The sequence below is a fragment of the Rubrivirga aquatilis genome (assembly GCF_046845665.1).
GTDB lineage: Bacteria > Bacteroidota > Rhodothermia > Rhodothermales > Rubricoccaceae > Rubrivirga.
Genome location: NZ_CP177355.1, coordinates 135,213 through 161,041, shown reverse-complemented (window position 1 = coordinate 161,041; position 25,829 = coordinate 135,213). Strand labels below are relative to the sequence as shown.

Genomic DNA, 25,829 nt, shown 5'->3' with positions numbered 1-25,829 from the left:
CTGAGGAGGCGGGGCACGGTATCGTGGAGCCAGGCTCGGACACGACGTGGGTGCGTGTCGAGGGGGCGGTCGTCGCCTGGGAGACCGCCGAACGCTCGGCCGGGCTGCCCGGCGTACACCTCCGGCTCAGCACGCCGACGGACTCACAGACCTGCAGGGCTAGACACTGGGGACTCACACAACGACGGCCCGCGCGTGGACCGAGACGGGGTGCGTGACGGATCGGAATCCTTCACCGCCCCCTTGTCGGCGGACGGTCAATACAGACGTCGGCGCTTGTCGAGGTAGGCGCGGAGCGCGTCGGCGTAGGGCCGGGCCGTGTCGAGTGGGACGTAGTCGACACCGGCCTCGCGGCAGCGCTGGCGGACGTGCTCGACGAAGGCCTCGGCGGCGGCGCGGTAGCCCTCGCGGACCTGGGCGGGCTGGAGCGTCCGCTCCTGGCCCGTCTCGAGGTCGCGAACGAGGATGGGCCGGTCGGCAAAGTCGAAGCGGCGCTCGGTCGCGGCATCCAAGACGTGGAAGACGACGACCTCATGGCCGCGATGCCGGAGATGGCGCAGGGCACGAACGGTGTCCTCAGGGCCCGACTCGAACAGGTCGGAGATGACGACGACGAGAGCACGGCGCGGGATGCGGTCCGCGACCTCGTGCAGGGCCGCGGCGGCGTTCGTGGCCGCGCCCGCGCTCTCGCCCGTGGACAAGGCCGCCAGGCGCGCCAGCAGGGCCCGGACGTGCGCGCGCGTGCCCTTGGGACGGATCAGCGTGTGGACGCCCTCGTCGAAGGCGACGAGGCCGGTGGCGTCGCGCTGGCGTGCCATCATCACGTGGAGCGCGCCCGCGAGCGTGGCGCCGTATGCCAGCTTGGTGAGCCCGGCCTCGCCGGCGTAGTGCATCGACGCGGAGGTGTCGAGCACGACGTAGTGGCGGAGGTTGGTCTCTTCCTCGTAGCGCTTGACGACGAGCCGGTCGCTGCGGCCGTAGACCTTCCAGTCGACGTGGCGGAGCGCGTCGCCGGGGTTGTAGGCGCGGTGCTCGGCGAACTCGACGGAGAACCCGTGGAAGGGACTCTTGTGCAGGCCCGTGATGAACCCCTCGACCACGGCGCGGGCGCGCAGTTCGAGCGACTCGATCTGGGCGAGCTCGGCGGGCGTGTGGAGGGCGTCGGGCATGGGGGAGGGTAACGCCGGGGCGTGGGCGTTCGCGCAAGCCGGAGAGAGTCGGGAGCTAACGCGGGCAGCGGGGCGGGCGATACCGGAGGCATGGGCCCGCTCGCGCTCCCGTCGAGACACGTCGTGGCGCCGTACCTGGTCGGCGTGGCGTTGCTGCCGCTGTGCGCGCTGCTCCTGTTCGGCGAGTACACCGTCGACCCGAACCCTCTGATCGTGCTCGTCCACACGTGGAACCTGATCATCCACGAGGCCGGGCACGACGTCTTCGGCCTTTTCGGGCGGACGATGATGATCGCGGGCGGCTCGATCTTACAACTCGCCTTGCCAGCGCTGTTCGTCTACCAGGGCGTGTACTGGAGCCGCCGGGTCGGGACGCAGCTGGCGCTGCTGCTGCTGGGGCAGAACGTTGTGGACGTGTCGATCTACGCCGCCGACGCGCAGGGGCGAGCGCTGCCGCACTTGGGCGGCGACCGGGTGAGCCACGACTGGCACACCCTGCTGGCGCAGGCCGGTCTGTTGGAGGCGACGCCGGTGATCGCCGGGCTGTTCGTGGTCGGGGCGCTGGCGTGCTGGGCGGCGATGCTGGCGGTGCCGCGCTGGATTCTCTAACGCCGCGCGGGGAGCGGAGACGGCCGCGCGTGTGGGGCGGCGGTAGCTTGCGGGCATGCCGCCGACCGACGCCGTCAAGGCCCACCTCATGGACGCCGCCGACGTGGCGCGGACGCTCGACCGTCTGGCGCGGCAGGTCGTGGAGGAACTCGACGACGACGCCTCGGCGGCGGACCGGCTGGCGCTCGTCGGGATGCAGACGCGGGGCGTGCACCTCGCGCGGCGCCTGCGCGACCGGATCGAGGCCATCGAGGGCGTGCGCCTGCCCTTCGGCGTGCTCGACGCGACGTTCTACCGCGACGACGTGGGCATGGGGACGGGCCGGCCGACGCCGCTCGTGCAGCCCACCGACATCCCGTTCTCGCTCGACGGCCGCCGCGTCGTGCTCGTCGACGACGTGGTGTACACGGGCCGGACCACGCGCGCGGCGCTCGACGCGCTCGTCGACATGGGGCGCCCCGCGAGTGTGCGCCTGTTGGCGTTCGTGGACCGCGGCCTGCGCGAGCTGCCCGTCGCCCCCGACTACGTGGGCCGCCATATCCCGACGGCCCCCGGCGAGCTCGTCCGCGTCCGCCTGACGGAGGAGGACGGCGAGGACGGCGTGTGGCTGGTGGAACGTTCGAAGGTGGACCGTTGAACGTGACGCCCTCTTCCGACTCCGATCCGAACATGGCACCTTCCACGTCACACGTTCAACCCGCAGAGCGGCTCCGACACCGGCATCTGCTGGGGCTGGCGGACTACGACGCCGACGAGATCCGGCTCGTGCTCCAGACCGCGCGGGCGTTCCGCGACGTGCTGGAGCGGCCCATCAAGCGCGTGCCCAGCTTGCGGGGCGTGACGTGCTGCAACCTCTTTTTTGAGAACTCGACCCGGACACGGCTGTCGTTCGAGCTCGCGCAAAAGCGGCTCTCGGCGGACGTGACCAACTTTTCCGCCTCGGGGTCGAGCGTGTCGAAGGGCGAGACGCTCAAGGACACCGCCCGCAACATCGAGGCGATGAAGATCGACCTCGCCGTCATCCGCCACCGCTCGGCGGGCGCGGCCCAGTTCCTGACCCGCTGCATCGACGGCGTGGTCGTAAACGCGGGCGACGGGCAGCACGAGCACCCCACGCAAGCCTTGCTCGACGCGCTGACGGTCTCGGACCTCGCCGTGCCCGGGCGCCCCGGCCTCAAGGGCTTCGACTTTTCAGGCATGAACGTCGCCATCATCGGCGACATCGCGCACAGCCGCGTGGCGCGCTCGAACGTCTACGGGCTGACGGCGCTCGGCGCGCGCGTGACGCTGTGCGGCCCGCGCACGATGATGCCGCGCGACATCGAGGAGGCCCTCGACGGCCGCGACGTGACGGTGACGGACCGGCTCGACGAGGCGCTCGACGGGTGCGACGTGGCGATGGCGCTGCGCATCCAACTCGAGCGCCAGTCCGACTCGATCGGGCTGACGCCGTCGCTGCGCGAGTACCACACGATGTACGGCCTGCGCCCGGAGCACCTCGACGCGAACCCGGACCTGTGGGTGATGCACCCCGGGCCGGTCAACCGCGGCGTCGAGATGGCGGGCGAGGTCGTCGACTCCGACCGCTCGGTCATTTTGCACCAGGTCACGAACGGGGTCGCCGTCCGGATGGCCGTGCTGTACCTGCTGGCGGGCGCCGACACGATGACGGACGCCGAGGCGGGGTCGTGAGCACGGTTCCGCTCCTAGCGCTGCTGGTGGTGCTGGTCGCCAGCGGGGCGTGTGCGCAGGCTCCGACGCCCAAGGCCGAGACATCGGAGGAGACGCCCGTCGCACGGACGATCGCGCTGACCGTCGACGACCTGCCCGTCGGGCGGCGTCACGCGCTGGCGCACGACCAGCGCGTGACGCGCGACCTGCTGGCGCAGATCGCCGAGGCGGGCGTCCCGGCCACTGCGTTCGTCAACGAGGGCAAGCTGGACGTGGCGGGCGAGCGGGCCGCGCGCGAGGCGATGCTCCAGGCCTGGGTCGACGCGGGCCACGACTTGGGCAACCACACCTACGACCACCCGTCGCTGTTCGACACCCCGCTGGCGGCCTTCCAAGAAGAGGTCCGGCGCGGCGATGTGGTCACGAACCGGCTGCTGGCGGCCCGGGGCGACTCCGTGCGCTACTTCCGGCACCCGTTCCTGAACGTCGGCCCGGATCTGGAGACGAAGCGGGCGTTCGAGGCGTGGCTGGCGGATGAAGGCTACACCATCGCCCCGGTCACGCACGACAACGCGGAGTACATCTACGCGCTCGCTTACGACCGCGCGGCTGACCGTGGCGACGTCGCACTCCAGGCCCGCATCGCCGACGCGTACCTCGTCTACATGGACTCGACGGCGTCGTACTTCGAGGCGCTTGGACACGAGCTGTTCGGACGCGAGCTGGCGCACGTGCTGCTGGTCCACGCCAACGCCCTCAACGCCGACCACCTCGGGCGGCTGGTGGCCGTCTTCCGCCGCCGCGGCTACACCTTCGTCACGCTCGACGACGCGCTCGCGGACCCCGTCTACGCCTCCGACGACACGTACACCGGCCGGGCCGGGATGTCGTGGCTCCAGCGCTGGGCGATCACGCGCGGCGTCCCCCTCACCTCCGAGCCTCACCCCGACGACTGGGTCGAGGCCATCGCGTACCCCAATGACTGATCGCATGACTGTCGGCTGGCAAGAGTGGCTGGCGTTCCCCGAGCTCAGCCTGCCCGCCGTCCGTGCCAAGATCGACACCGGCGCGCGGACCTCGGCGCTCCACGCCCGCGAGATCCGGACCGAGGTGCGCGGGGACGAGACGGTAGCGCTGTTCGTCGCCAACCCTCTCTTCCGCGGCCACCAGCTGGCGGTCGCGTGCGAGGCCGTAGTCGTGGACGAGCGCGAGGTGACGTCGTCGAGCGGGCACACCGAGCTGCGCGTCGTGATCGAGGCGATGCTGCGGCTGGGGCTGGCGACCGACGCGCCCGAGTGGCCCGTCGAGCTGTCGCTGACCGACCGCGACGGGATGCGCTTCCCGATGCTGCTCGGCCGCGAGGCCATGTCCGGCCGGGTGCTCGTCGACTCAGGCGGGTCGTACCTGCTGGGCCGCCCGGACCACCCGGGCGCGTTTTACGAATAGACGGGGACGGCGAGGGCCCGTGCACGGAGGTCGTTTGCGAATAGGCGGGGGACGAGGCGAAATGGGCGGGAGGCGGCGGTACTCTGAGAGCCCCGCCTGCCCTCGATTCCCCCGTCCGAATGCGCCTCGCGATCCTTTCCCGCAACCCCTCGCTGTACTCCACCCGGCGGCTCGTCGAGGCGGGCGAGGCGCGCGGCCACGAGGTCCAGATCCTCGACACGCTCCGGTGCACGGCGCACCTGACGGCGAACGGGCCGGAGGTCCACTACCACGGCGAGCGGCTCGACCCGCCGGACGCGATCATCCCGCGCGTCGGCGCCTCGATCACGTTCTACGGGCTCTCCATCGTGCGCCAGTTCGAGTCCATGGGCGTGTGGTCGCTCAACAGCGCGATGGGCATCACGCGCTCGCGCGACAAGTTGCGGGCCCACCAGTTCCTCGCCAAGAAGGGCATCGCGCTGCCCCGCACGGCGTTCGCCCACCAGGCCGACGACGCCGCCGACCTTATCACGTCCGTTGGGGGCCCGCCGGTGATCGTCAAGCTGCTCGAAGGGACGCAAGGCGTGGGTGTGGTGCTGTGCGAGACCAAGAAGGCAGCCGAGAGCGTCATCCAGGCGTTCCGCGGGATGAAGGCCTACCTCCTGGTGCAGGAGTTCATCAAGGAGGCCGGCGGCGCCGACGTCCGGCTGTTCGTGGTCGGCGACCGCGTCGTCGCCGGGATGAAACGGCAGGGCGCCGAGGGCGAGTTCCGCTCGAACCTCCACCGCGGCGGCAGCGCCAAACAGATCAAGATCACGCCGGCGGAGCGCAAGACGGCCGTGTTGGCGTGCAAGTCGCTCGGCCTCAGGGTCGGTGGCGTCGACGTGCTCCAGTCGGAGCGGGGGCCGCTGGTGCTGGAGGTCAACTCGTCGCCGGGCCTGGAAGGGATCGAGAAGGCGACCGAGAAGGACGTGGCCGGGACCATCATCACCTTCATCGAGAAGAGCCTGGCTGCGCGGAGCACGCCCGCCGCGAGCTAGGCGTCGGCGCGGCTCCCCCCGCGTTTCGGACTGGGAGCGGAGCGATGGCGGAAGAGCGGGGGGAGGCTACGCGAGCAGGCGACGATCTCCCTCACCCGAGCGCGGGCGAGGGCGCGTCGGAGCGGCGCGGGGCGATCCGGCGGCGGAGCCGGAGCGTCGGGCGCTCGATGACCCAGTAGAACCCGGCGCCGACGACGGCGACGGCCGCCAGCCCCGACGCCAGCGCCAGCGGGGCGGGGAGCCCGCCGAGCGGCGTCCGCGTGACGGCGTCGAAGACGGTCGCGTGCGTCATGTAGACGCTGTACGAGACGAGCGCCGTCCACCGCACGGCGGCGCTGGAGGCGAACGGGAGCGGCTTCCGGTCGGCCACGGCGACCAGCACGGCGACGAACGCGAGGTCGACCCCGGCGTAGGCGTAGCGGTTGAGGATGTCGACCGGGAGCCAGGGGATGGTCGCCACGAAGGCGAGGCCTGGCAGCGCGAGGACGGTCCCAGCGCGGCGGAGCGCGGGCCACAGGTCGGCCCGGCGGTGATAGACGTAGGCCGCCGCGACGCCGAGCGCCAGCCCTTCGAGCCGCATATGCGTGGCCGTGTACTGCAGCCCCCACGGGTCGGCGCCGTCGGCGACGGTGAGCACGCGCGCCAGCAGCGAGCCGAGCGCGGCGACGCCCAGCGCCAGCGGCACGCCCCCTCGGAACCGGCGCGACACCCCGAGCACGAGCGGGAGCGCGAGGTAAAAGTGCTCCTCGACGCACAGCGACCAGCTGACGGCCCAGTACGGGAGCCCGGTGTAGTTCTGGGCGAAGGCGAGGTACCGCCAGTCGAACGGCTCGGCGTTCGACGTGGCGACCGCTCGGACGCCGTAGATGACCACGAGGGCCACGAGGTACGGCGGGATGGTGCGGAGCCAGCGCCGCGCCCAGAACCGGCCCGTCTGGACGGAGCCGTACTCGGTCAGCTCGCGCCAGTAGAGCCCGCCGACGAGCCAGCCCGAGAGCACGAAGAACAGGTCGACGCCGACCCACCCGGACTGCAGCACGTGATCGCCCCAGGCGCCGGCGTTGATGATCCCCTCGCCGACGGCGTTGACGAGCACGACGGGCACGATCGCGAGCGCCCGCAGCAGGTCGAGGTTGGCGACCCGGCGGGTCTGGGGTGGTCCCGTACGGAGAACCGGCTCGCCACCGCCATGTCCGTCTCCCCCCGACTCGGTGCCGAGACGGACCCATTGTGGCAGGCGCGGAGGGGAAGAGAGAGAGCGGTCGGGCGTAGCGGCGAGCATAAGCGCTGAGGGGGTGTGTGAGCCGCATCAAGGGGCGTGCCCGATCGCGACGACGGGCCCCCGGGCGTCGGCACGACACGGCTCCATGACATCCGGACTCAGTGATGGGCCCCGGGTCCGTGGCCTGTCTTGGGTTGCCGGGGCCGGCGCGGGCGGCTATCCTCGCAGATCCCTCGCCTCCGTCCAATGCGAATCGCCTGCCCGTCGTGCGCCTGGGAGCCGACCGCCGACGCGCGGTGGTCGTGCATGTGCGGCCATGCGTGGAACACCTTCGAGACTGGCGGCCAGTGCCCGGCCTGCGGGCGTGTCTGGCGCGAGACCCAGTGCCTGGCGTGCGCGCAGTGGGCCAAGCACCACGACTGGTACCACGACCTCCCGCCCATCGACGCGTTGCTCGGGAAGACCGAGGCGGAGGGGTAGGCGAGGACGGGTTGACCCAAGCCCCGAGGCGCTCGCGCCCGGACGTCACCGTTTAGCTCGGCAGACCCCCGTCCGCGCGGCGGCCAGGGATGTGGGGCTAGCGCAAGCCCTGGGACGCTCACGCTCGGGCGGCACGCCACCACGCGGACGGTCCCCCTTGCCAAGGGGGGGCGCGTGGACGCGCAACGCTGGCCTCGCCAGGATGGCGCGTTGTGTGCGCGTCCGAGCGGGGGCTGCCGAGCGCGGCTCTGCCCATGGCGTCTCCTCGCCCTCTGGGAGAGGGACAGGGTGAGGGGCCCCCGAGCGGTGACGCCCAGGACGGGGCCAGCCTAGCCCGCGTGCGCCGTCGGCCACAGCGACTGTTGGCGGGCACCGACGACGAGGGCCACGAGCACCGCCAGCGCCGCGGCACCGACGGTCGCCAGCAACGCGCCCTCCACGCCCGTGCCGATGGCCGCGAACGCCCACCACAGCACGAGCGCCGCCGCGAGGTCGGCCGTCCGCGAGAGCCACCACGCGCCGACGGCGCCCACGGCGGCGATCACCAGGATCGGCCACACGACGGCGTCGGCGGTCCACCCCAAGCCGCGGAGCCAGACGGTCAGGTTGAGCGGGGTCGCGACGGCCAGCCACGCCAGCCACAGCGCCGTCGGGACGCCCAGCGCCCAGCGCTCGGCGCCGCGCAGGGCCAGCCGATCCAGGCGGACGTACAGGGCCACCAGCGAGGCCAGGATGCCGACGATGACGACGGCCGCCAGCCCGAACCGCCCCGTTAGCCACGGGATCTGCCACAGCCCGTTGAGCACGTTCGCCAGCACGAACGGCCCGGCGACGCGGTCGAGGCGGGCGCCGCGCTGGGCCGGCAGCGCCTGCCACACGGCGAACACGGCGACGCCGACGAAGATGACCGACCAGATGGAGAACGCCCACCCGGGCGGCGTGATCGGCGTGTCGTTGACGTCGGAGACGGCGCCGGTCTGGACCCCGAACAGCAGCCCGGCGCCCGCCAACCCGTTGAGCACGAGGTTGAAGACGGCGACGGCGACGACGACGAGTTGGCGGAGGCGGCCGTGCATGGGGCGGGGCGGAGGAGAGCCTGCGAACGCGACGCCGCGCGCGTGGCTCCCCGGACCCTCCCGGCACCGCCCTCCGTACCCCGGCCTCCCTCTATCGCCCCCGATGCTCGGACTCGACGCTTTGACCCCCAACGACCGCAGCCAGCTCCGCGCCGACCTGCGGATCGCGCTGACGGCCGGCATCGTGGCGACGGTGCTGATGGGCGCCGTCGTGGTGTTGCTCGGCAACGTCACCGACAGCGAGGCGCGGCTGCTGATCGAGGCCGCGCTCCCGACCGTCCGGACGTTCGCCTCGACGGCGATGGTGGTCAGCGCGTCCACGCTGGCGCTGATGCTCACGATCCTGGGGCTGACCACGAACTCGGACTCCGACATCCGAGGCGGCCACTTTGAGCGGATCCGCCAGATCGCGCTCGCCGACGTGGTCGTGTTTGCGATGGCGACGCTGTTGCTCGTCGTGCTCGTCATCCCGATCGGCGAGGCGAGCGGCATCCCGCACGCGTGGTACAGCGCCATCTTCTACGCGACGACGCTGCTCTCGGCCGTCATCGGCGGGCTGGCCGTCGGCGTGATGCTGCTGATCTACGCCGCCGTCCGCGACCTCACGATGACGTTCGGTCCCGGCGATGAGAACCCGCTGCTGGAGGACGAGGAGGAGACGGCAGGCCTCTAGGGCGCGTCTGAGTGGTCTGCACGGAGCGGAGGGGCCGGTCCTACTCGCCGCCCCCTCCATCGCCGTCATTCCCGGCCCCGACCAGGCCCCCGCTAGGGAAGGCGCCAGCCAATCCAGCGAGCGGGCCACCGCCGTGCTCCCGACCGCTGGGTCCTCGCGTGCACGGGAATGACGGCAGGGTGGATGTGAGAGAGGGAAGCGGACGAGCCCACTACAACTCGTCAGGCCGCGCTGAGGCCGCCGTCAACGAGGAGCATCTGGCCGGTGACGTAGGCGGCGGCGTCGGAGCACAGGTAGGCGACGGTGGCGGCAATCTCGTCGGGCTGCCCCAGGCGCCCGGCGGGGATGCGGCGCGCAAGGTCGGCGGGCGCCTGACCCATCGCGTCGAGCCCGCCAGTGAGCATTGGCGTCTCCGTAAAGCCGGGGCAGACCGCGTTGACGCGGATTCCGGTGCGGGCGACTTCGAGCGCCGTCGTCCGCGTCAGCCCCACGACCGCGTGCTTGGCGGCCGAGTATGCCGCGTGGAGCGGGAAGCCCTTGACGCCAGCCACGCTCGCGATGCTCACGATCGACCCGCGCCCGGCCGCCAGCAGGTGCGGGAGCGCGTGGCGGATCCCGTAGAACACGCCGTGGACGTTGACCTCGAACACGCGCCGCCAGTCGTCGGCGGCGACGGCGTGGACAGGCCGGACGGGCCCCTCGATCCCCGCGTTGTTGACGAGCACGTCGAGCCGACCGAACGTCTCGGTCGCCGTGTGGACCGCCGCCGCGACCTCGTCCTCGACGGCCACGTCGCAGGGCGCGAACCGGGCCACGGCGCCGAGCGCTTCGAGTTGGCGGACGGTCGCCAGCGCCCCGGTCTCGTCGCAGTCGGCGACGACGACGGCGTGCGCGGGGCGGCCGGGGGCAGACGCCGCGAGGGCAAGCGCGACCGCGCGGCCGATCCCGCTGGCGGCGCCGGTGACGAGGGCGACGGGGGTGTCCATGGAAAGGCGTGGAAGGTGCGGCGTTGAACGTGCGGCGTTCAGAGTACGCGATGAGGGGCTCGCAGTGGGCAGACGGGGGTGCGCCGCCGAACCTTCCACGCTCCACGCCGCACGTTCAGCCGTCCCCTTAGTCGAACGCCTCGGCGACCAACGTCTCCGCCTCGTCGTAGGCGTCGGCGGCGGCGGTCAGCTTGCCGAAGGCGCTCTCCAGCGAGCCCCCGCCGCCGGCCGCCGAGATCTCTTCGGGCGAGCCCGTCTGCAGGATCCGCCCGTCGCGCACCACGACGACGAGGTCGGCCACCTTCTCGACGGCGTCCAGCAGGTGCGACGAGTAGAACACGGACCGGCCCTTCGATGCCAGCGTCCGCAGCAGCGCCCGCGTCTGGAGCACGGCGTGTGCGTCCAAGCCGCCTAGCGGCTCGTCGAGCAGGAGAACGGCCGGGTCGTGGAGGAGGGCCGCCGAGATCAGGACCTTCTGCTTCATGCCCTTCGAGAAGCCCGTCATCGAGCGGTCGCCGTCGTCGGCGAGCCCCCAGAAGGCGAGGTGGGCCGCCGCGCGGGCGCGGATCGTCGCCTCGTCCAGGCGGTGCATCCGGCCGATGAAGGTGAGGTACTCGTCTGGGGTGAAGCTCTCGTAGACGTGGCCGTGCTCGGGCACGTATCCGAACCGCTGCTTCGCCGCCAGCGGGTCGGCCACCACGTCGATGCCGCCCACGACCACGCGCCCGGCGTCGGGCGGGAGCGCGCCGGTGAGCAGCCGCATCGTGGTCGTCTTGCCCGCCCCGTTCGGCCCGACGTAGCCGGCGACGGACCCGGCCTCGACCTCGAACGTGACCCCGTGCAAAATGGGCGTGCCGTCGATGGCGACGTGGACGTCCTGGACAGAGATCATGGGGAATTGGGAACGGGGACTGAGGGGACGAGCGGGACGAGGGGTAGAGGCGCCCAGTCCCCAGTCCCGAGTCCCCACAGTCCCTATCCCGGAGGCCACTGCAGGCCGCGCCCGCCCAAGAGGTGGACGTGGAGGTGGAAGACGGTCTGGCCCGCGCCCGCGCCGTTGTTGACGACGAGTCGGTAGTCGCTCAGCCCCTCGCCTTGCGCCACCTTGCGAGCGACCGTGAACAGGTGCCCGACAATCGCCTCGTCCTCGGGCTCGATGGCGTCGGCGCGCGGGATCGGCTTGCGGGGAACGACGAGGATGTGGACCGGCGCCTGCGGCGCGATGTCGCGGAACGCGATGGCCCGCTCGTCTTGGTAGACGAGGTCGGCCGGGATGTCGCCGTCGGCGATCTTCTGGAACAGCGTTCGGTCGTCGGCCACGGGCGGCGTATCGGCAGTGCGGGCGCGCAAGCTAAGCGGGGCTCGCGCACAGAGCGGACCGCCGCGAGCCGGTTGTGCGTAGCCGGAGCCCCCGCCTGCCGCCTGATGCGCGCCCACGTTCTTGCCGATCTCCCATGGTCCACCGTCCGCGACGCGTCGTACGACGTGGCGGTCCTGCCCTGGGGCGCCACGGAGCCCCACAACTTCCACCTCCCCTACGCGACCGACACGATCCAGGCGGAGGCCGTCGCCGTCGAGGCGGCCCGGCGGGCGTGGGCGCGGGGCGCGCGTGCGCTCGTCCTGCCCCCGATCCCGTTCGGCGCGAACGCCATGCAGCTCGGCCTGGGGCCGGTCATCGACCTGAGCCCGTCGACGCAAGCGGCCGTCTTGGGCGACGTGGTCCGGAGCCTGGAGGCCGCGGGCGTCCCTCGTCTGGTGCTCCTCAACGGGCACGGCGGCAACGACTTCAAGCCGATGGTCCGCGAGCTCCAGGGCCGGACCGACCTGTTCCTGGCGACCCTCGACTGGTGGCGCGCGGCCCCGGCCGCCGACCACTTCGACGCCCCGGGCGACCACGCCGGCGAGCTGGAGACGAGCGCGATGCTCCACCTCCGGCCCGACCTGGTGCGCCCGCTGGAGGAGGCGGGCGACGGGGCCGAGCGGCCGTTCCGCGTGGCCGCCCTCCGCGAGGGGTGGGCCTGGGCCCCCCGCGACTGGCGCCGCATGACGGCCGACACCGGCGTCGGCGACCCCCGCGCGGCGACGGCCGCCAAGGGCGCGGCCTTCGTCGACGCCGTCGCCGAGCGCGTCGCGTCGTTCTTGGTCGAGCTGGCGGCGATGGACCCGGCGGATCCGTACCGCTAGTCGCGCTCGCGGTAGACGTACTCCATCAGCACCTCGAAGGACTTCTCCATCTGGGCGTACTCCGCTGCGCACCGGCGCGCGCGGTCGAGGGGGAGGCCGTACTCGTCGGTGCGCTCGTCGCCATTCTCGTCGAAGACCAGCCACGCGTACTTGTCGACGTCCGAGCCGAGCACCCAGCACTGGACGTTGTACAAGCGCTGCGGGCCGAGCGAGTGCTCGTCGGCCAGCATGGGGCGCCCGCCGCCGCCGCCCGCGCGCCCGCCGCCGAGTCGGTAGAGGTAGTCGACGCCGTGGAGCGCCGCGAGCGCGCCTCGGTCGCCCTGGCGGAGCAGCGCGAGCGTGGCGAACTGGTCGGCCACGTCCTCCTCGCGCCCGGTGATCGGGATCTCGAGTTGGTCCGTCAGCGCGTGGCCGACCTCGTGGAGCATCACGAAGTCGTAGGCCCCGTCGACCACGCCCGCCAGCTGGTCTTGGGCGTACGCCTGCCCCAGCCGACCGACGATGTCGGCCATCAACTCGTAGCAGAACGTGATGTCGCCGGGCGTCGAGCGGTAGTAGGCGTTGATGTACGGGACGCTGGCGCCGGGCTCGGTGCACTCCGAAAACCGGATCGGGATGTTCTGCGGGACCGGGTACTCGGCCCCGAGCCGCTCCGAGATCCGCTCCAAGTGGCGGCCGTCGCGGACGAGCGTGCGGTACGCGTCGTAGTTGGCCGTCGTCTCGTACGAGAGCGGGGCCCACTTGCCCGCGAACCGCGAGGTCTCGGCGCCGCGCCGCGCCGGCCCCTCCGCCGTGGGCGTCGCTGGCGCCGCCGTCGGCTCCACCACGACGGTGTACGCGCCCGTCTCGCCGCCCGAGAGCGAGTTGGCCTGGACAGCGTACAGCCCGGACGCCCCGACCGTGAACCGGACCTGCGCGTCGCGCCCGCCGCCGCTGTCGTTGTCGCGCCCGACGACCGCCAGCTCCGACCCCTCGATGGTGCCGATCGACAGGTACGCGTCGAGGGCCGTCGACCGCATCGTGACGGTCACGGTCTCGCCCGGCGTCCCCCGGTAGACGTAGAGGTCGGCGAACGAGTCGTCGTCCAGGACCGTGTCGCCGGCCTCCAGCCGGCCCGAGGTGACCCGGCCCAGCTCCAGCGTCGCGTAGCCCGCTTCCTCCGCCTCCTCCTGGGCGACGGCGCCGGGACGCCCGATGGACACGGTGTACGCACCCGTCGCGCCGGCGGCGTACGAGTTGGCCACGACGACGTACGTCCCCGAGGCGTCGAGCGTCGCCCGGATCCGCGAGCTCGTGCCCTCGCCGCCGTCGTCGTCCTGCGCCACCAGCTCCAGCTCCTCCCCGACGATCCGCTGGAAGAGCATGTACGGGTCGAAGTCGCTCGACGTGAGCGTGATCACGACGTCCTCGCCCGCCGAGCCGCTGTAGGTGTAGAAGTCGAAGTGCGTGCCGTCGTCGAGCGTCGGGTCGCTGGCGTCGAGGCGGCCCGAGACGGACCGGCCGAGCGCCAGCGCCGTCACGCCGGGGAGCGCGGGGGCGGCGCCCGAGAGCGACCGCGCCGTCAAGAGATACGGGCCCGTGTCGCCGGCGGCGTACGAGTTGGCGAGCACGACGTACTGGCCGTCGGCGCCGGTCGTGACGCGCAGCCGGGCGTCGGTCCCGCCCGCGCCGTCGTCGTCGGTCGTCTCGGCGCTCCGTGCGGCCGCCAGCGTCGGGCCGCCCAGCAGGTACACGTCGAAGGCCTGCGACGCGAGCACGAACTCGATGTCCTCGTTCGGCGCGCCTTGGTACACGTAGGCGTCGGCGTACGAGTCGTCGCCGAGCTGGTCGTCGCCCGCCGCCAGCGACCCGTTGAGGCTCTGCCCGGCGCGGATCGGCGTGGCCCCGGCCACCGGCCCCGACGGCCCCGGCGCCGGTCCCGTGAGCGCCTCGGCCGACAGCGTGAACGGCCCCGTCTGGCTCGCCGTCAGCGAGTTGACGCGGATGCCGTACGCCCCGCTCGCGTCGAGCGTGACGACCATCTGCGCGTCCGTTCCGCCTCCGCTGTCGTCGTCGCTGGCGTCGGGCTGCACGGCCCCCCCGGCGACCGGCCCGCCCTGGAGGTAGGCGTCGAAGGCCGTCGACCGCATCGTCACGGCGACCTGCTGGCCCGGCGCCCCAGAGACCTCGAAGTCTTGGTAGTGCGAGCCGTCGTCGAGCGTCGCGTCGGTCGTGTTGAGCCGCCCCGTCACGGTGTCGCCGACCCGCAAAATGGGCAGGCCGCCCTGGGCGACCGCCGCGCCCCGGCCGCCGCCGAGCGACTCGGCGAAGATGGTGTACCGGCCCGTGGCCCCCGCGCCCAGCGAGTTGGCCTGAATCGCCGCCTGCCCCGTCGCCCCGATCTCGATGGTCAGCTGGGCGTCCGTCCCGCCCGCGCCGTCGTCGTCGGTCACGGTGTCCTCGATGCCGTCGCGGCCGAGCGCCCCGCCGATGAGGTAGGCGTCGAAGTCGTCCGAGCGCAGCGTGAGCACGAGGGTTTCGCCCGGCGAGCCGTCGTAGCGGTAGAGGTCGTAGTGCGAGCCGTCGTCGAGCGTGGGGTCGGACGGCGTCAGCGTGCCGGTCAGCGTCTCGCCCGAGCGGATCAGCCGGGCGCCGGCCCCGAACGACTGCGCCGCGAGGGGGGCGGACACGAGGGCGACGGCGGCGAACAGCAGGAGTCGATGCATCGGGACAGGGGAGAGCCTCGCCCGGATGCTACGGCGCCCCGCCCCGACGGCCCTCCCCTCGGAGGGGGAGAACCGGGACGCTTACTCCTCCACGCGGGCCGCACGGATCTCGTTGCCGCCCTGGAACAGCGTCACCGCCGGCGCCGGGTCGCCGGCCTCGAACACCAAGCGGGCGTCGAACGGTGGCGCGAACTCGGTCTCCGAGATCGGCGTCATCGGGAACGCGCTCTGGCCCGTCGCCTGGGTGATGAGCTGCCCGTCCTCCAGCCGCACCGTCAGCGCGAAGCCGGGCTGGATCTGGTAGCTCCCGACGTAGCGGTTCAGGATGGCGTCCGACAACGTCACCGTGTCGAGGTCGACGCCGAGCGCCTCCAGCGCGGCCCGGGGGGAAGGCGCGGCGGGGCTGATCTCGTGCGCCCGGCGGTAGCTCGCGATGGCGCCGGTCGTGTCGCCGGCCGCCAGCAGCCCCTCGCCCAGGCTGTCGTGCGGGTTCCAGGCCTCGGGGTACGCGGCCACGTTGAGGCGGAACAGCGCGACCGCCGTGTCGGTGTCGCCGTCGGCCAGCGCGAGGTAGCCGAGGGTGTTGAGGTCGCGCTCGGTGACGGTCACCTCGTCGCCCGCGCGCGCCGCGTCGAACGCCGTCTCCACCGCCTCCGCGCCGCCCTCCGCCAGCGCCTCACGCAGCAGGCCCAGCGCCGACGGCCGCGGGACCTCCGGCTCGTCGCCGTAGAGAATCGCTATGAGTCCCTGGATCATCTCGTCCGAGCCGTCTTGCGTGTTGCTACTCGCCGCGATCACCGCGTCGCGGTCGACCAAGCGCCAGAACCCCGTCGTGAACCCGTTGATGCCGCCGCCGTGCTGCACGATCGGCACCATCCGGCCGCCGACCTCCAAGTTGCCCACGAAGACGCCGTAGCCGTAGCCGCCGTCCTGGTCGAGCCCGGGGATCTCGGCGTGCCGCGTGTTCATCAGGGCAAGGGTCTCGGCCGACTCGAACACGTCCCCCGCGAAGAGCGCGTCGCTCCACGTCTTCAAGTCCTCGACGGACGCCAGCAGCATCCCCGCCGCGTACGGCACGCTCGTGTCGAGGTAGCTCGTCTGCCGCAAGCCCAACGTCCCGCGCGAGTAGCCGCTCGCGGCGCGGGCGTAGACCGTCACGCCGTCGTCGTAGGTCGAGGCCGTCATGCCGAGGGGGTCGAGCAGCCGTGACTGGAGTGCGTCCGCGTACGTCTCGCCCGTCACCGCCTCCACGATCATCCCGAGCAGGATGTAGCCCGAGTTGCTGTACGACCAGCTCTCGCCGGGCTCGAAGTCGAGCGGCATCCCCGCCGTCAGCGCCATCAGCTCGGCGGGCGTGTGCGGATCGCGCTGGAACGTCCCGAAGTCCGGCAGCGCCGTGTAGCTGTGCAGGCCGGAGGTGTGCGCCAGCAGGTGGTGCGTCGTGATCCGCGCGTCGACCGGCACCTCGGGCACGTACGTCGACACCGGCGCGTGCAGATCGATCGCGCCCGCCTCCATCAGTTGCAGGATGAGCGCGGCCGTGAACTGCTTGGTGACGGACCCGACGCGGAACCGCGTGTCGGCGGCGTTGGGGACCGCCCACTCGGCGTTCGCCAGCCCGACGCCGCCGCTCCAGACGACCTCGCCGCCGTCGGACACCAGCACGGACCCATTGAAGAGGTCGGCCTCGTGGTACGCCTCGACGAGCGCCTCGACGTCGGCGGCCACCTGCGCCCGAGCCGGCGCGGCGAGAAGGATGAGAAGGGCGAGGAGCGCGAGACGAAGCACAGAGCCAGGGGTGTGTGTGTGGACGGCCAACGGGAATCCAGCCGCCGGGTTACGATACCGGCGCGACGCGGGTCTGGGAGGGGCCGTCGCGCCCCAGACCCGCCCGCCCCCGCAGAGTTGCCCCGCGAGCCCTGCCGGCGCTGGGCCGGTCGCCCTCCCCCGGGCCCTCCCGTCCGGGAGGGCAGGTCCGAGGTCCCTGCCTGTCTACCTGCGCGAGCCTCCCCGTTGCGCCGTGTCGCATCACGCCGCCGGCCGATCGCGAGGCCACCCGCTGGCGCCGACCGCGCCCGCTGGCGACTTCCAGCTTCTACGCCTCGTCTCCTCCTCCCCCCGGAACGCCGCCCCACGCCCGGCGGTTGGCCCGGACGAACACGCGCCCTCCGATGCCGACCGTCTACGTCACGCGCAAAGCGCACTTCAACGCGGCCCACCGCCTGCACAACCCCGACAAGCCCGACGACTGGAATCGGGCCACCTTCGGGAAGTGCAACAGCCCCAACTGGCACGGCCACAACTACGAGCTCGACGTCACCGTCGCCGGCACGCCCGACCCCGACACCGGCTTCGTCGTCGACCTCGCCGACCTCAAGGCGGTCATCGAGACGCACGTCGTCGGCCCGCTCGACCACAAGAACCTCAACCTCGACGTCCCCTTTCTCGCGGGGAAGCAGACCTCGACGGAGACGCTGGCCGTCGCGATCTGGCAACAGCTCGCGCCCCACGTCCCCGGCCTCCACGAGGTGTCCCTCCGCGAGACCCACAACAACTCCGTCGTCTACCGTGGCGAATAACGACCCTGCCGGCCGCCGCCCCGACGCGATGGGCCCCGGCGCCTCCGACCTCGCCACCGAGTTCGCCAGCCCGCTCCTCTACGAGCGGTCCGACGTCTACCACGACGGCGCCACCGACGAGCTCGCCGCCCTCACCCGGCGCCAGCTCGAGATCGTCGGCGAGGACCCCGAGCGCGAGGGCTTGGTCAAGACGCCCGAGCGCGTCGCCAAGGCCTGGCAGTTCCTGACCCACGGCTACGGCCTCGACCCCGACGCGGTGCTCCGCAGCGCGGTCTTCGAGGAGGACTACTCCGAGATGGTGCTCGTCCGCGACATCGAGGTCTACTCCCTCTGCGAGCACCACGCGCTCCCCTTCTTCGGCAAGGCGCACGTCGCCTACATCCCGAAGGGCCGCATCGTCGGGCTGAGCAAGATCCCCCGCGTCGTCGACGTGTTCGCACGGCGCCTCCAGGTCCAGGAGCGGCTCACCCTCCAGATCCGCGACGCCATCGACCGCGTGCTCCAGCCCGAGGGCGTCGCCGTCGTCATCGAGGCGCAGCACCTGTGCATGATGATGCGCGGCGCCGAGAAGCAGAACTCGTCGACCACCACCAGCGCCATGTCGGGCATCTTCCTCGAGAACACCGACACGCGGGCTGAATTCATGCGCCTCATCTCGCGCTGAGTGCGGACGGGAGGCTCGCGCCGGGAGCCCCGTCCGCGCGGGGCTCCGCGAGCAGGGCCGGCGCCAGCCCCCAGGCGCTCACGCACGGGGGACAGGCCGCGCAACGCCAGCCCCACCGGCGCGCCGGCGCTATCTGCCGCGCCCGGCCGTTGATCCGCCGACTGCTCACCGTCCCCCCGGTCCCCGCTCTGTAGCTTGGCCCCCCCTCTGCCGCCGATCCCGTGACCGAGTTCCACCGCCTCGACCCCACTGCCGACGCCCGCTTCCTGCGGTCCGGCGTGGCCGATCCGCTCACGCGCGTCCCGTTCCGCCCGTCCAACGAGGTCGTGCTCTGCGCCACCTGCGGGACGGTGTCGCTGCGGGAGACCTGGGAGGCCGTCGGCGGGTGCCCCAAGGGGCACGACACGGCCGCGCGCTGGAGCGCGACGGCGGCGCTGGCGGGCGGCGACGGCGCCGCGACCGCCCCGCCCCGCCCGCGCACGGCGCCGGCGACCGAGGAGGAGCCGTCCCGGGGCTGGCTCTCGATGGTGCTGCTGGCGATCGGCGCCGCCGGCCTGCTGGTGCTGGGCGTCGTCGTGTTCGGGCTGATGACCGACGAGGGCGAGGCGCCCGTGGAGCAAGTCGTCGTGCCGACCGGCCCGACCGGCCCCGAGGCCATCGCCGTCACCGAGCCCGGCCTGATCGAAGGCGAGCTCACCGCCGACGACTTCGAGACCGAGGACGCCCGCTACCAGGACCTCTACACCTTCGCCGCCGACTCGTCGGGCCGCGTCCTCACCTTCCGCGTGTCCTCCGACGACTTCGAGCCCGACCTCGTGGTCGAAACGCCCGAGGGCGACCGCATCGAGGGCGACATCGTGGACGAGAACGGCGACACCGGCACCGTCACGGTCGCCGTCGGGAGCCTGCGCGCGCCCGGCCTCTACCGCATCCGCATCTCCTCGCGGCGCCCCAGCCAGGAGGGCGCCTACGCCTTCCGGATCCGTTCCGAGGAGCCCGTCCGACCGCTCGCCGCTGGCGGCCCGCCGGTCCAGGCCACGCTCGGCGAGTTCAGCGAGCGCGCCGACGGCTTCTTCCGCGACCGCTACCAGTTCCGGGGCGTCTCCGACCGCGAGCACACCCTGACGGTCCGCTCCAGCGAGTTCGCGCCGATCCTCGAAGTGCGCGGCCCCGACGGCGTGGTCCGTGGCGAGACCGGGCGCGCGGGCGGCGTCGTCACCTTCGTCTTCACCCCGGGCCAGACGGGCACCCACACCGTCGTTGTGTCGTCGCAGACGCCCGACACCAAGGGCAAGTACGCCGTGGAACTGGCGGTCGAGCCAGAGGTCGAGGCGACGCCCGAGCCCGCGGCCCGCCCGCTCTCCGACGGCGTCACCGCGAGGGACTCGCTCGCGGTCGGCGCGTCGCAGGCCTACGGCATCCGAGGCCGCGTCGGCGACCGGATCCGCCTGGAGGTCCGTACCGACGGGTTCACGCCGTCGCTCGTGCTCGTCGGCCCCGACGGCAGCCGGACCGTGGCCGAGCCCGATGGCGACCGTGCGCGGATCACGCTCACCCTCCAGACCGCCGGCACCTACCGCGCCATCGTCGGGGCGCCCGAGGGCAGCGGCGAAGCCCGGATCTCGCTCGAGCAGCGCGCCGCCGTCACCGCCGACGACATCCCCCGCTTCCCTGGGGCCGGTGGCGCTCCGGCGTCCCCGCCCGCTGATGACGGTGACGACGGCGGCACCGACTCGCCCCCGCCCAGCCGCGATGGCGATGCGCCCGACGGCCCCGGCCCCGGTGGCACGCCCGCGCCGTAGCTTTCGGCTCCCCTCCTGGGCCCCGGCCCCGACATGAGCGACGACGCCGACACCATCCGAGTCTCCAAGACGCGCCTCCGCGAGGTGAAGTCTGAGATCGACCGGCTCCAGGGCGAGCTGGACGCGCTCCGCCAGGAGCACGAGAACCTGCGCGCCCACCTCAAGGGCTCCATCACGGAGGTCGCCCGGCTGACGCGGGAGAACGAGCGCTTGCGATCATAGCGCGCGTCCGCCCTCGCAAGGAGGCAGTGTAGATTTGGGCGCCGGGCACCGCCCGATCCGGAGAGGTGGCAGAGTGGTCGAATGCGCCGGTCTTGAAAACCGGAGTGCCTTCACGGGTACCGTGGGTTCGAATCCCACCCTCTCCGCAACCCGCCGGCCCCGCTTCCGTCAAGGGCGCCGCCCCGCCCCCGACCGATGCATCCGTCTCTGAGAGCCCTCGCCCTCGCCGTCCTCGCCGCCCTCGCGCCCACCGCCGCCGCCCAGGACAGCACGGCCGTGACGCTCGCCGAGGCCGTCGCCCTCGCCATCGAGGAGAGCCCCGATGTCCGCCGGTCGGAGGCCGGGGACCGAGGCCGATCGGCGGCCGTCCGCGCCGCGCGCGCCAACCGGCTCCCCGACCTCTTCCTGAGCGTGTCGCCCCAGCAGCGCTATGGGCTCGGCTTCGACCAGACGACGGGCGAGGTGGTCTCCCAGACCGTAGAGACGGTGAACGTGGGCGTGCGGGCGTCGGTCGAGCTCTACGACGGGGGCCGGACCTCGGCGCTCGTCCGCGAGGCGCGCTTGCGCACCGACGCGGCCGAGGCCGGGCTGGGGCGGACGGAGCAGGCCGTGGCCCTCGACGTGGCCCAACGCTTCCTGACGCTCTTGCTCGACCGCGAGCTGCGCGCCATCGAGGCCGAGGCGCTGGCGTCGGCCGTCGCCCAGCGCGAACGCGTCGCCGAACTCGTCGCGGCCGGCGCGCGGCCCCGGGGCGACCTGCTGGCGCAGGAGGCCGTCGTCGCCGAGCGACGGACGGCGCTCGTCGTCGCTGAGGGCGCCGTCCAGAGCGACCGCGTCGGGCTCATCCAGACCATCGGCCTCGACCCGCTCGGGGCCTACCGCTTCGTTGGGCCGGACGTGGACCGGCTCCAGGCCTCGGGCTTGCTCGACGCGCCCACCGCCCCGCTGGCGGAGCTCCTCGACGCGGCCCGCGCGGCCCGCGCCGACCGCCGCGCCCAGGAGCTCGCCATCGAGGCCGCCGAGGCCGGCGTCGCCAGCGCTCGCGCCCAGGGCCGCCCCAGCCTGAGCCTGACCGCCACGGCGGGGACGGGCTACTCTAGCCTCCAGCAGCGCACCGTCGGCGTCACGCCCGTGCTCCCGGTCACGCTCGACGACGGGTCGCCCGTGCTCGTCGGCGGAGTGCCGCTCACGTTCCCCGGAAACCCGGCCTTCGAGACGACCCCGGTCTTTACCCAGGCCTCCGACAACCGCTCGGGGTCCATCGGCCTCCAGCTCTCGGTCCCCCTCTTCGACCGCTACCAGACGCGCCGGTCGGTCGTCGAGGCCGAGATCCGCGCCCAAGAGGCCCGCATCCAGCTCGACGCCCTCGACCGCCAGGTGGCCGCCGAGGTCCAGCAGTCGTTCGTCGAGGCCGGCACGGCGCGGGCGCGGCTGACGGCGGCGGTCGCCCAGGTGGAGGCGGCGACGGCGGCGTTGCGCGTCGAGCGCGACCGCTACCGCTTGGGCGCCGGCACCTTGTATGACGTGGCCGAGGCGCAGGCCGCCGTCGCACGCGCCCAGTCGGTCCGTGCCCAGGCCGCCTACGGGCTGCTCTTCCGGCAGGCCCTCGTGCGTTTGGCGGTCGGCGACATCGACCCGGCTGAGATCGCCGCGCTCGTCGGTCAGTAGGCCCTCCCGTAACCTTCGCTCGCCGATCGCGTCCAGCGACGACTTGACTCACCCTCGACTCTCGAAATGTCCCCCACCAAAAAGATTCTGATCGGCGTTGGCGTATTGCTCGTCGTGCTCGTTGGCGTGGCCGCTGTGATGGGCGGCGGCGAGGAAGGCATCGCCGTCGAGACGGCCGAGGTGCAGGTCCGCACCATCACCCAGACCGTGACCGCCTCCGGCACCGTGGCCAGCGAGGTCGAGGTCCCGATCTCGTCCGACGTGTCGGGCGAGGTCATCTTCCTGGCCGTCGAGGAGGGCGACCGCGTCCAGCGCGGCGACCTGCTCTTCCGCGTCCGCCCGGACGTCTACGCCAGCGAGGCCGAGCGCGCCCGCGCCCAGATCGCGACGGCCCAGAGCGGCGTCGGCGAGGCGCAGTCGGCCGTCGTCGAGTCGCAGCGCGCCGTCGAGCAGGCCCGCGCCGACCTCGCTCGCGCGACCGCCGAGCGCGAGCGCGCTCAGCGCGCCCTCGACCGCCAGCAGGACCTGTTCGACCGCGACGTGGCCTCGGCCATGGAGCTCGACGCCGCGCGCGGCGCCTTCGAGGTGGCCGCCGCGTCCGAGGCCGCCGCCCGCCAAGCCGTCAACGGCGCCACGGCCCGCGTCGGCTCGGCCCAGGGCCGCGTGCGGAGCGCCCGGACCCAGGTCCGCAGCGCCGAGGTCGGCGCGCGCCAAGCGGGCCAGCAGCTCGCGCAGACCGCCATCTACGCCCCCATGACCGGCACCGTCAGCCAGCTCAACATCGAGGTCGGCGAGCGCATCGTCGGCACGGCGACCATGACCGGCACCGACATCATGCGGATCGCCCGGCTCGACGCGATGACCATGGAGATCGACGTCAACGAGAACGACGTCGTGAACGTGGCCATCGGTGACTCGGCGCGCATCGAGGTCGACGCCTACCCCGAGGAGGGGTTGGGCGGGGCCGTCGTCCAGATCGCCAACTCGGCGCGGATCCAGAACGCGGGCACCTCGCAGGCCGTCACCAACTTCCCGGTCGTCGTCCGGCTGGCCGCCGCCGGCGACACGCCGGTCGACGCCGAGCGCGCGCCTGAGGAGGGCGTGCCCGCCGGCCCCGGCCCCCTCTTGCGGCCCGGCATGAGCGGGACCGTCGACATCTACACGCGCTCCGTGCCCGACGCGGTCGTCGTCCCGATCCAGGCGGTCACCGTCCGCGACTTCAACGAGATCGAGCGCGAGCGCCGTCGCAAGGCCGAGGCGAGCGGCGAGGAGGTGTCCGGGCCCGAGCCTGAGGGCGAGGACCTGCGCCGCGTCGTGTTCGTCGTCGTCGACGGCAAGGCCCAGATGCGCGAGGTCCAGACCGGCATCACCGACGACACGCACATCGAGATCCGAGGGGGCCTGACGGGCGGCGAGACCGTCATCACCGGCCCCTTCCGCCAGCTCCGCACCGAGCTCGAGGACGGCGACGCCGTGCGCGAGGACGACTGAGCCGACCGGCGATCCCTCGCCCGCTCCTGAGACGCCCGCACCCTCGACCACCCGCACACGCCGACCCCATGCCCGTCATCGACATCGCCGACGTCTGGAAGACGTATCGGATGGGGACCCAGAAGGTCCACGCCCTGCGCGGCTGCACGCTCGCCGTCGAGCGCGGCGAGTACGTCGCCATCATGGGCCCGTCCGGCTCCGGCAAGAGCACGCTGATGAACGTCATCGGCTGCCTCGACGTGCCGACGAGCGGCGTCTACAAGCTCGACGGGCGCGACGTGGGCTCGCTGAGCGACGACGAACTGGCGGCGGTCCGCAACGGCCAGATCGGGTTCGTCTTCCAGACCTTCAACCTGCTCCCCCGCCAGGACTGCCTCCAGAACGTCGAGCTGCCCCTCGTCTACGCGGGCGTCGGCCGGGCCGAGCGGCGCGCCCGGGCGGCCGAGTCGCTGGAGCGGGTCGGCCTCGGGGACCGGATGGACCACAAGCCCAACGAGCTCTCCGGCGGCCAGCGCCAGCGCGTCGCCGTGGCGCGCGCGCTCGTGAACCGCCCCGCGATCCTGCTGGCGGATGAGCCGACGGGCAACCTGGATTCGGGGACGTCCGACGAGATCATGCGCTTGTTCGAGCGGCTCTCCCGCGAGGGCAACACGGTCATCGTGGTGACGCACGAGGACGAGATCGCGGCGCACGCCCGGCGCATCGTCCGCCTGCGCGACGGCGTCGTGGAGACCGACCACCCCGTCGCGACGCCGGTGCTCGCGGGCATCGCGGAGGCCGACTTGGTGACGGAGGCCGCGTAACCCGCCGGCCCGTCGGGCGTACCGGGCGTCCATCTTGTCGTCCGGCACCATGGCCCCGCTTTCCCTCGTCCACACCGCGCTCGGCGTGACGGCGCTCGCGACGGGCGCGGCCGTGCTGGCGCGGCGCAAGGGCGACCGGCCCCACCGCATCGTGGGCCGCGTGTACGTCGGCGCGATGGTCGGGCTCTGCCTGCTGGCGTTCGGGCTGCGCGACACGACGCCCATGTTCCGTGGGTTCGGGCCGTTCCACGTCGCCTCGCTCATCAGCCTGGGCACCGTCGTGGCCGGGGCCGTCTCGGCATGGCGCCGCCGGCCGGGCTGGCTGCCGTGGCACTTTATGTGGATGGCGTGGTCCTACATCGGACTCGTGATGGCGACCGGCGGGCACCTCCAGGGCCCGCTGATGGTCGCCTTCGCGTCGGTGGGGCTGCCTCACGGAGCCGCCATCGGCCTGTCGTTGTTCGTCGTCTGGGGCCTCCCGCCCCTCGTCGGTCGGTGGTGGATCGCCCGGAGCCAACCCGGCTGGTTCGCGCTCGCCCCGTTCGTCGACCCCGAGGCCCCTCCGGCTCCGGGCCCGGAGCTGGCCCGCGAAGGCCGCGCGGCGGCGCGGTGAACGGGCGGTGAGTTCGGCGCCCGTCACGGAGTCGTCACGGGGTACCCTGTGGCGATTCGCGATCATCGGCCGCCCCTCCCCCCGTTTCCGTGCCTGACTTCGTAGCCGCGCTCGTCGCGGCGTTCCTGCCCCTCTTCGTCGCCATCAACATCCCGGGCATCCTGCCGCTCTATATCGGGATGACGGAGACGTTCTCTGCGCACGACCGGCGCCAGCTGCTGGTCCGTGCCCTGCTCGCGGCGGCCGTGTTGGCCGTGCTGATGCTCTTCGCCGGACAGGTCATCTTCGACACGCTGGGCATCACGCTCAACGACCTGCGCGTCGGCGGCGGCATCATCCTGCTCGTCATCGCCGTGACCGACCTCGCCTTCGGCGACATCAAGGACCGGCGCGGCGGCTCCAAAAAGGAGCGCGCCAAGCTCCACGACCACGCGCCCGACGAGCCCGTCGACTTGCCCGTCGTCCCGATCGGCATCCCGCTCATCATCGGGCCCGGCGCCATCACGACGATCCTGATCTCGGACGGCCAGTTCGGCTGGGTGGTCACGCTCGCGTCGATCCTGCTCAACATGTCGCTGGTGTTCATCACCTTCACGTTCGGCCCGGCGATCCTGAAGCTGGCGGGCCGGGGCACCTCGAAGGCCATCGCGAAGGTGGCCAGCCTGTTCCTGGCCGCCATCTCCGTCGCCATGATCCACGCCGGCATCTTGGGCATGATCGGCGCCGCGTAGCGCAGACGCCTTGCAG

At 72.7% G+C, this 25,829-nt stretch carries 26 protein-coding genes and 1 tRNA gene; 19 read left to right on the top strand and 8 right to left on the bottom strand.

Annotated features, from left to right (window positions below; translation table 11 throughout):
- Window positions 1–257: 257 nt before the first annotated feature.
- Window positions 258–1,169, bottom strand: a complete 912-nt coding sequence (locus ACLII4_RS00760) for a DUF58 domain-containing protein (protein ID WP_412068975.1) — start codon at window positions 1,167–1,169, stop codon at window positions 258–260.
- 90 nt (window positions 1,170–1,259) lie between these two features.
- On the opposite strand from ACLII4_RS00760, the gene ACLII4_RS00755 reads away from it, so the two are divergent.
- From ACLII4_RS00755 to rimK, 6 genes are all read left to right on the top strand, one after another.
- A complete protein-coding gene (locus ACLII4_RS00755) occupies window positions 1,260–1,778 on the top strand; it encodes a hypothetical protein (protein WP_412068974.1) in 519 nt (172 codons plus the stop codon).
- Between the two features lie 55 nt (window positions 1,779–1,833).
- On the top strand, window positions 1,834–2,415 hold the full coding sequence (gene pyrR / locus ACLII4_RS00750) for a bifunctional pyr operon transcriptional regulator/uracil phosphoribosyltransferase PyrR (RefSeq protein WP_412068973.1): 582 nt from the start codon (window positions 1,834–1,836) through the stop codon (window positions 2,413–2,415).
- Window positions 2,416–2,447: 32 nt separating this feature from the next.
- The gene (locus tag ACLII4_RS00745) at window positions 2,448–3,470 is read left to right on the top strand and encodes an aspartate carbamoyltransferase catalytic subunit (protein WP_412068972.1); all 1,023 of its coding nucleotides are present in this window, start codon (window positions 2,448–2,450) and stop codon (window positions 3,468–3,470) included.
- A complete protein-coding gene (locus tag ACLII4_RS00740) occupies window positions 3,467–4,435 on the top strand; it encodes a polysaccharide deacetylase family protein (protein ID WP_412068971.1) in 969 nt (322 codons plus the stop codon). The genes ACLII4_RS00745 and ACLII4_RS00740 overlap by 4 nt, the downstream gene beginning before the upstream one ends.
- 4 nt (window positions 4,436–4,439) lie before the next feature.
- Entirely contained in the window at window positions 4,440–4,895 is a 456-nt protein-coding gene (locus ACLII4_RS00735) for an ATP-dependent zinc protease (RefSeq protein WP_412068970.1), read from the top strand.
- 119 nt (window positions 4,896–5,014) lie between these two features.
- Window positions 5,015–5,914, top strand: a complete 900-nt coding sequence (rimK, locus tag ACLII4_RS00730; RefSeq protein ID WP_412068969.1) for a 30S ribosomal protein S6--L-glutamate ligase — start codon at window positions 5,015–5,017, stop codon at window positions 5,912–5,914.
- Between the two features lie 91 nt (window positions 5,915–6,005).
- On the opposite strand, the gene ACLII4_RS00725 is transcribed toward rimK, so the two are convergent.
- Window positions 6,006–7,196 (bottom strand): acyltransferase family protein, encoded by a 1,191-nt coding sequence (locus ACLII4_RS00725; RefSeq protein ID WP_412068968.1) that lies wholly within the window; start codon window positions 7,194–7,196, stop codon window positions 6,006–6,008.
- Window positions 7,197–7,382: 186 nt separating this feature from the next.
- On the opposite strand from ACLII4_RS00725, the gene ACLII4_RS00720 reads away from it, so the two are divergent.
- Window positions 7,383–7,616, top strand: a complete 234-nt coding sequence (locus tag ACLII4_RS00720) for a hypothetical protein (protein ID WP_412068967.1) — start codon at window positions 7,383–7,385, stop codon at window positions 7,614–7,616.
- A 329-nt stretch (window positions 7,617–7,945) separates the two neighbouring features.
- Here ACLII4_RS00720 and ACLII4_RS00715 read toward each other — a convergent pair whose 3' ends face one another.
- Window positions 7,946–8,692: a tryptophan-rich sensory protein gene (locus ACLII4_RS00715; RefSeq protein ID WP_412068966.1), complete on the bottom strand. Its 747-nt coding sequence runs from the start codon at window positions 8,690–8,692 to the stop codon at window positions 7,946–7,948.
- A gap of 103 nt (window positions 8,693–8,795) precedes the next feature.
- Between ACLII4_RS00715 and ACLII4_RS00710 the strand changes: the two genes are divergently transcribed.
- Window positions 8,796–9,365 carry a hypothetical protein gene (locus tag ACLII4_RS00710; RefSeq protein ID WP_412068965.1) on the top strand — a complete coding sequence of 190 codons (570 nt, stop codon included), beginning with the start codon at window positions 8,796–8,798 and terminating at the stop codon, window positions 9,363–9,365.
- Window positions 9,366–9,586: 221 nt separating this feature from the next.
- Here ACLII4_RS00710 and ACLII4_RS00705 read toward each other — a convergent pair whose 3' ends face one another.
- The 3 genes from ACLII4_RS00705 to ACLII4_RS00695 all read right to left on the bottom strand — a co-directional run bounded on the left by ACLII4_RS00705 (window position 9,587) and on the right by ACLII4_RS00695 (window position 11,671).
- Window positions 9,587–10,351 (bottom strand): SDR family NAD(P)-dependent oxidoreductase, encoded by a 765-nt coding sequence (locus ACLII4_RS00705; protein ID WP_412068964.1) that lies wholly within the window; start codon window positions 10,349–10,351, stop codon window positions 9,587–9,589.
- 127 nt (window positions 10,352–10,478) lie between these two features.
- Window positions 10,479–11,243 carry an ABC transporter ATP-binding protein gene (locus ACLII4_RS00700; protein ID WP_412068963.1) on the bottom strand — a complete coding sequence of 255 codons (765 nt, stop codon included), beginning with the start codon at window positions 11,241–11,243 and terminating at the stop codon, window positions 10,479–10,481.
- An 83-nt stretch (window positions 11,244–11,326) separates the two neighbouring features.
- Complete coding sequence (locus ACLII4_RS00695) at window positions 11,327–11,671, bottom strand: histidine triad nucleotide-binding protein (RefSeq protein ID WP_412068962.1); 345 nt, start codon at window positions 11,669–11,671, stop codon at window positions 11,327–11,329.
- A 105-nt stretch (window positions 11,672–11,776) separates the two neighbouring features.
- On the opposite strand from ACLII4_RS00695, the gene ACLII4_RS00690 reads away from it, so the two are divergent.
- Window positions 11,777–12,535, top strand: coding sequence for a creatininase family protein (locus tag ACLII4_RS00690; RefSeq protein ID WP_412068961.1), 759 nt, complete (start codon window positions 11,777–11,779; stop codon window positions 12,533–12,535).
- Here ACLII4_RS00690 and ACLII4_RS00685 read toward each other — a convergent pair.
- The gene (locus tag ACLII4_RS00685; RefSeq protein WP_412068960.1) at window positions 12,532–15,240 is read right to left on the bottom strand and encodes a DUF4344 domain-containing metallopeptidase; all 2,709 of its coding nucleotides are present in this window, start codon (window positions 15,238–15,240) and stop codon (window positions 12,532–12,534) included. The two genes, ACLII4_RS00690 and ACLII4_RS00685, sit on opposite strands and share 4 nt — an antisense overlap.
- An 81-nt stretch (window positions 15,241–15,321) precedes the next feature.
- Window positions 15,322–17,028: a serine hydrolase gene (locus tag ACLII4_RS00680; protein ID WP_412068959.1), complete on the bottom strand. Its 1,707-nt coding sequence runs from the start codon at window positions 17,026–17,028 to the stop codon at window positions 15,322–15,324.
- Between the two features lie 383 nt (window positions 17,029–17,411).
- Here ACLII4_RS00680 and ACLII4_RS00675 point away from each other — a divergent pair, with 383 nt between their 5' ends.
- The 10 genes from ACLII4_RS00675 to ACLII4_RS00630 all read left to right on the top strand — a co-directional run bounded on the left by ACLII4_RS00675 (window position 17,412) and on the right by ACLII4_RS00630 (window position 25,813).
- Window positions 17,412–17,819, top strand: coding sequence for a 6-pyruvoyl trahydropterin synthase family protein (locus ACLII4_RS00675; protein ID WP_412068958.1), 408 nt, complete (start codon window positions 17,412–17,414; stop codon window positions 17,817–17,819).
- Between the two features lie 28 nt (window positions 17,820–17,847).
- Window positions 17,848–18,483 (top strand): GTP cyclohydrolase I FolE, encoded by a 636-nt coding sequence (gene folE / locus ACLII4_RS00670; RefSeq protein ID WP_412070581.1) that lies wholly within the window; start codon window positions 17,848–17,850, stop codon window positions 18,481–18,483.
- Window positions 18,484–18,704: 221 nt separating this feature from the next.
- Complete coding sequence (locus tag ACLII4_RS00665; protein ID WP_412068957.1) at window positions 18,705–20,285, top strand: hypothetical protein; 1,581 nt, start codon at window positions 18,705–18,707, stop codon at window positions 20,283–20,285.
- A 33-nt stretch (window positions 20,286–20,318) separates the two neighbouring features.
- Window positions 20,319–20,507 (top strand): hypothetical protein, encoded by a 189-nt coding sequence (locus tag ACLII4_RS00660; protein ID WP_412068956.1) that lies wholly within the window; start codon window positions 20,319–20,321, stop codon window positions 20,505–20,507.
- 59 nt (window positions 20,508–20,566) lie between these two features.
- A tRNA-Ser gene (locus ACLII4_RS00655) sits at window positions 20,567–20,653 on the top strand.
- A gap of 49 nt (window positions 20,654–20,702) precedes the next feature.
- Window positions 20,703–22,175: a TolC family protein gene (locus ACLII4_RS00650; protein ID WP_412068955.1), complete on the top strand. Its 1,473-nt coding sequence runs from the start codon at window positions 20,703–20,705 to the stop codon at window positions 22,173–22,175.
- Window positions 22,176–22,241: 66 nt separating this feature from the next.
- Complete coding sequence (locus ACLII4_RS00645; protein WP_412068954.1) at window positions 22,242–23,666, top strand: efflux RND transporter periplasmic adaptor subunit; 1,425 nt, start codon at window positions 22,242–22,244, stop codon at window positions 23,664–23,666.
- Window positions 23,667–23,734: 68 nt separating this feature from the next.
- Entirely contained in the window at window positions 23,735–24,469 is a 735-nt protein-coding gene (locus ACLII4_RS00640) for an ABC transporter ATP-binding protein (RefSeq protein WP_412068953.1), read from the top strand.
- Window positions 24,470–24,518: 49 nt separating this feature from the next.
- Window positions 24,519–25,082, top strand: a complete 564-nt coding sequence (locus ACLII4_RS00635; protein WP_412068952.1) for a DUF2306 domain-containing protein — start codon at window positions 24,519–24,521, stop codon at window positions 25,080–25,082.
- 89 nt (window positions 25,083–25,171) lie between these two features.
- The gene (locus tag ACLII4_RS00630; RefSeq protein WP_412068951.1) at window positions 25,172–25,813 is read left to right on the top strand and encodes a MarC family protein; all 642 of its coding nucleotides are present in this window, start codon (window positions 25,172–25,174) and stop codon (window positions 25,811–25,813) included.
- The last annotated feature ends 16 nt before the right edge of the window (window positions 25,814–25,829 follow it).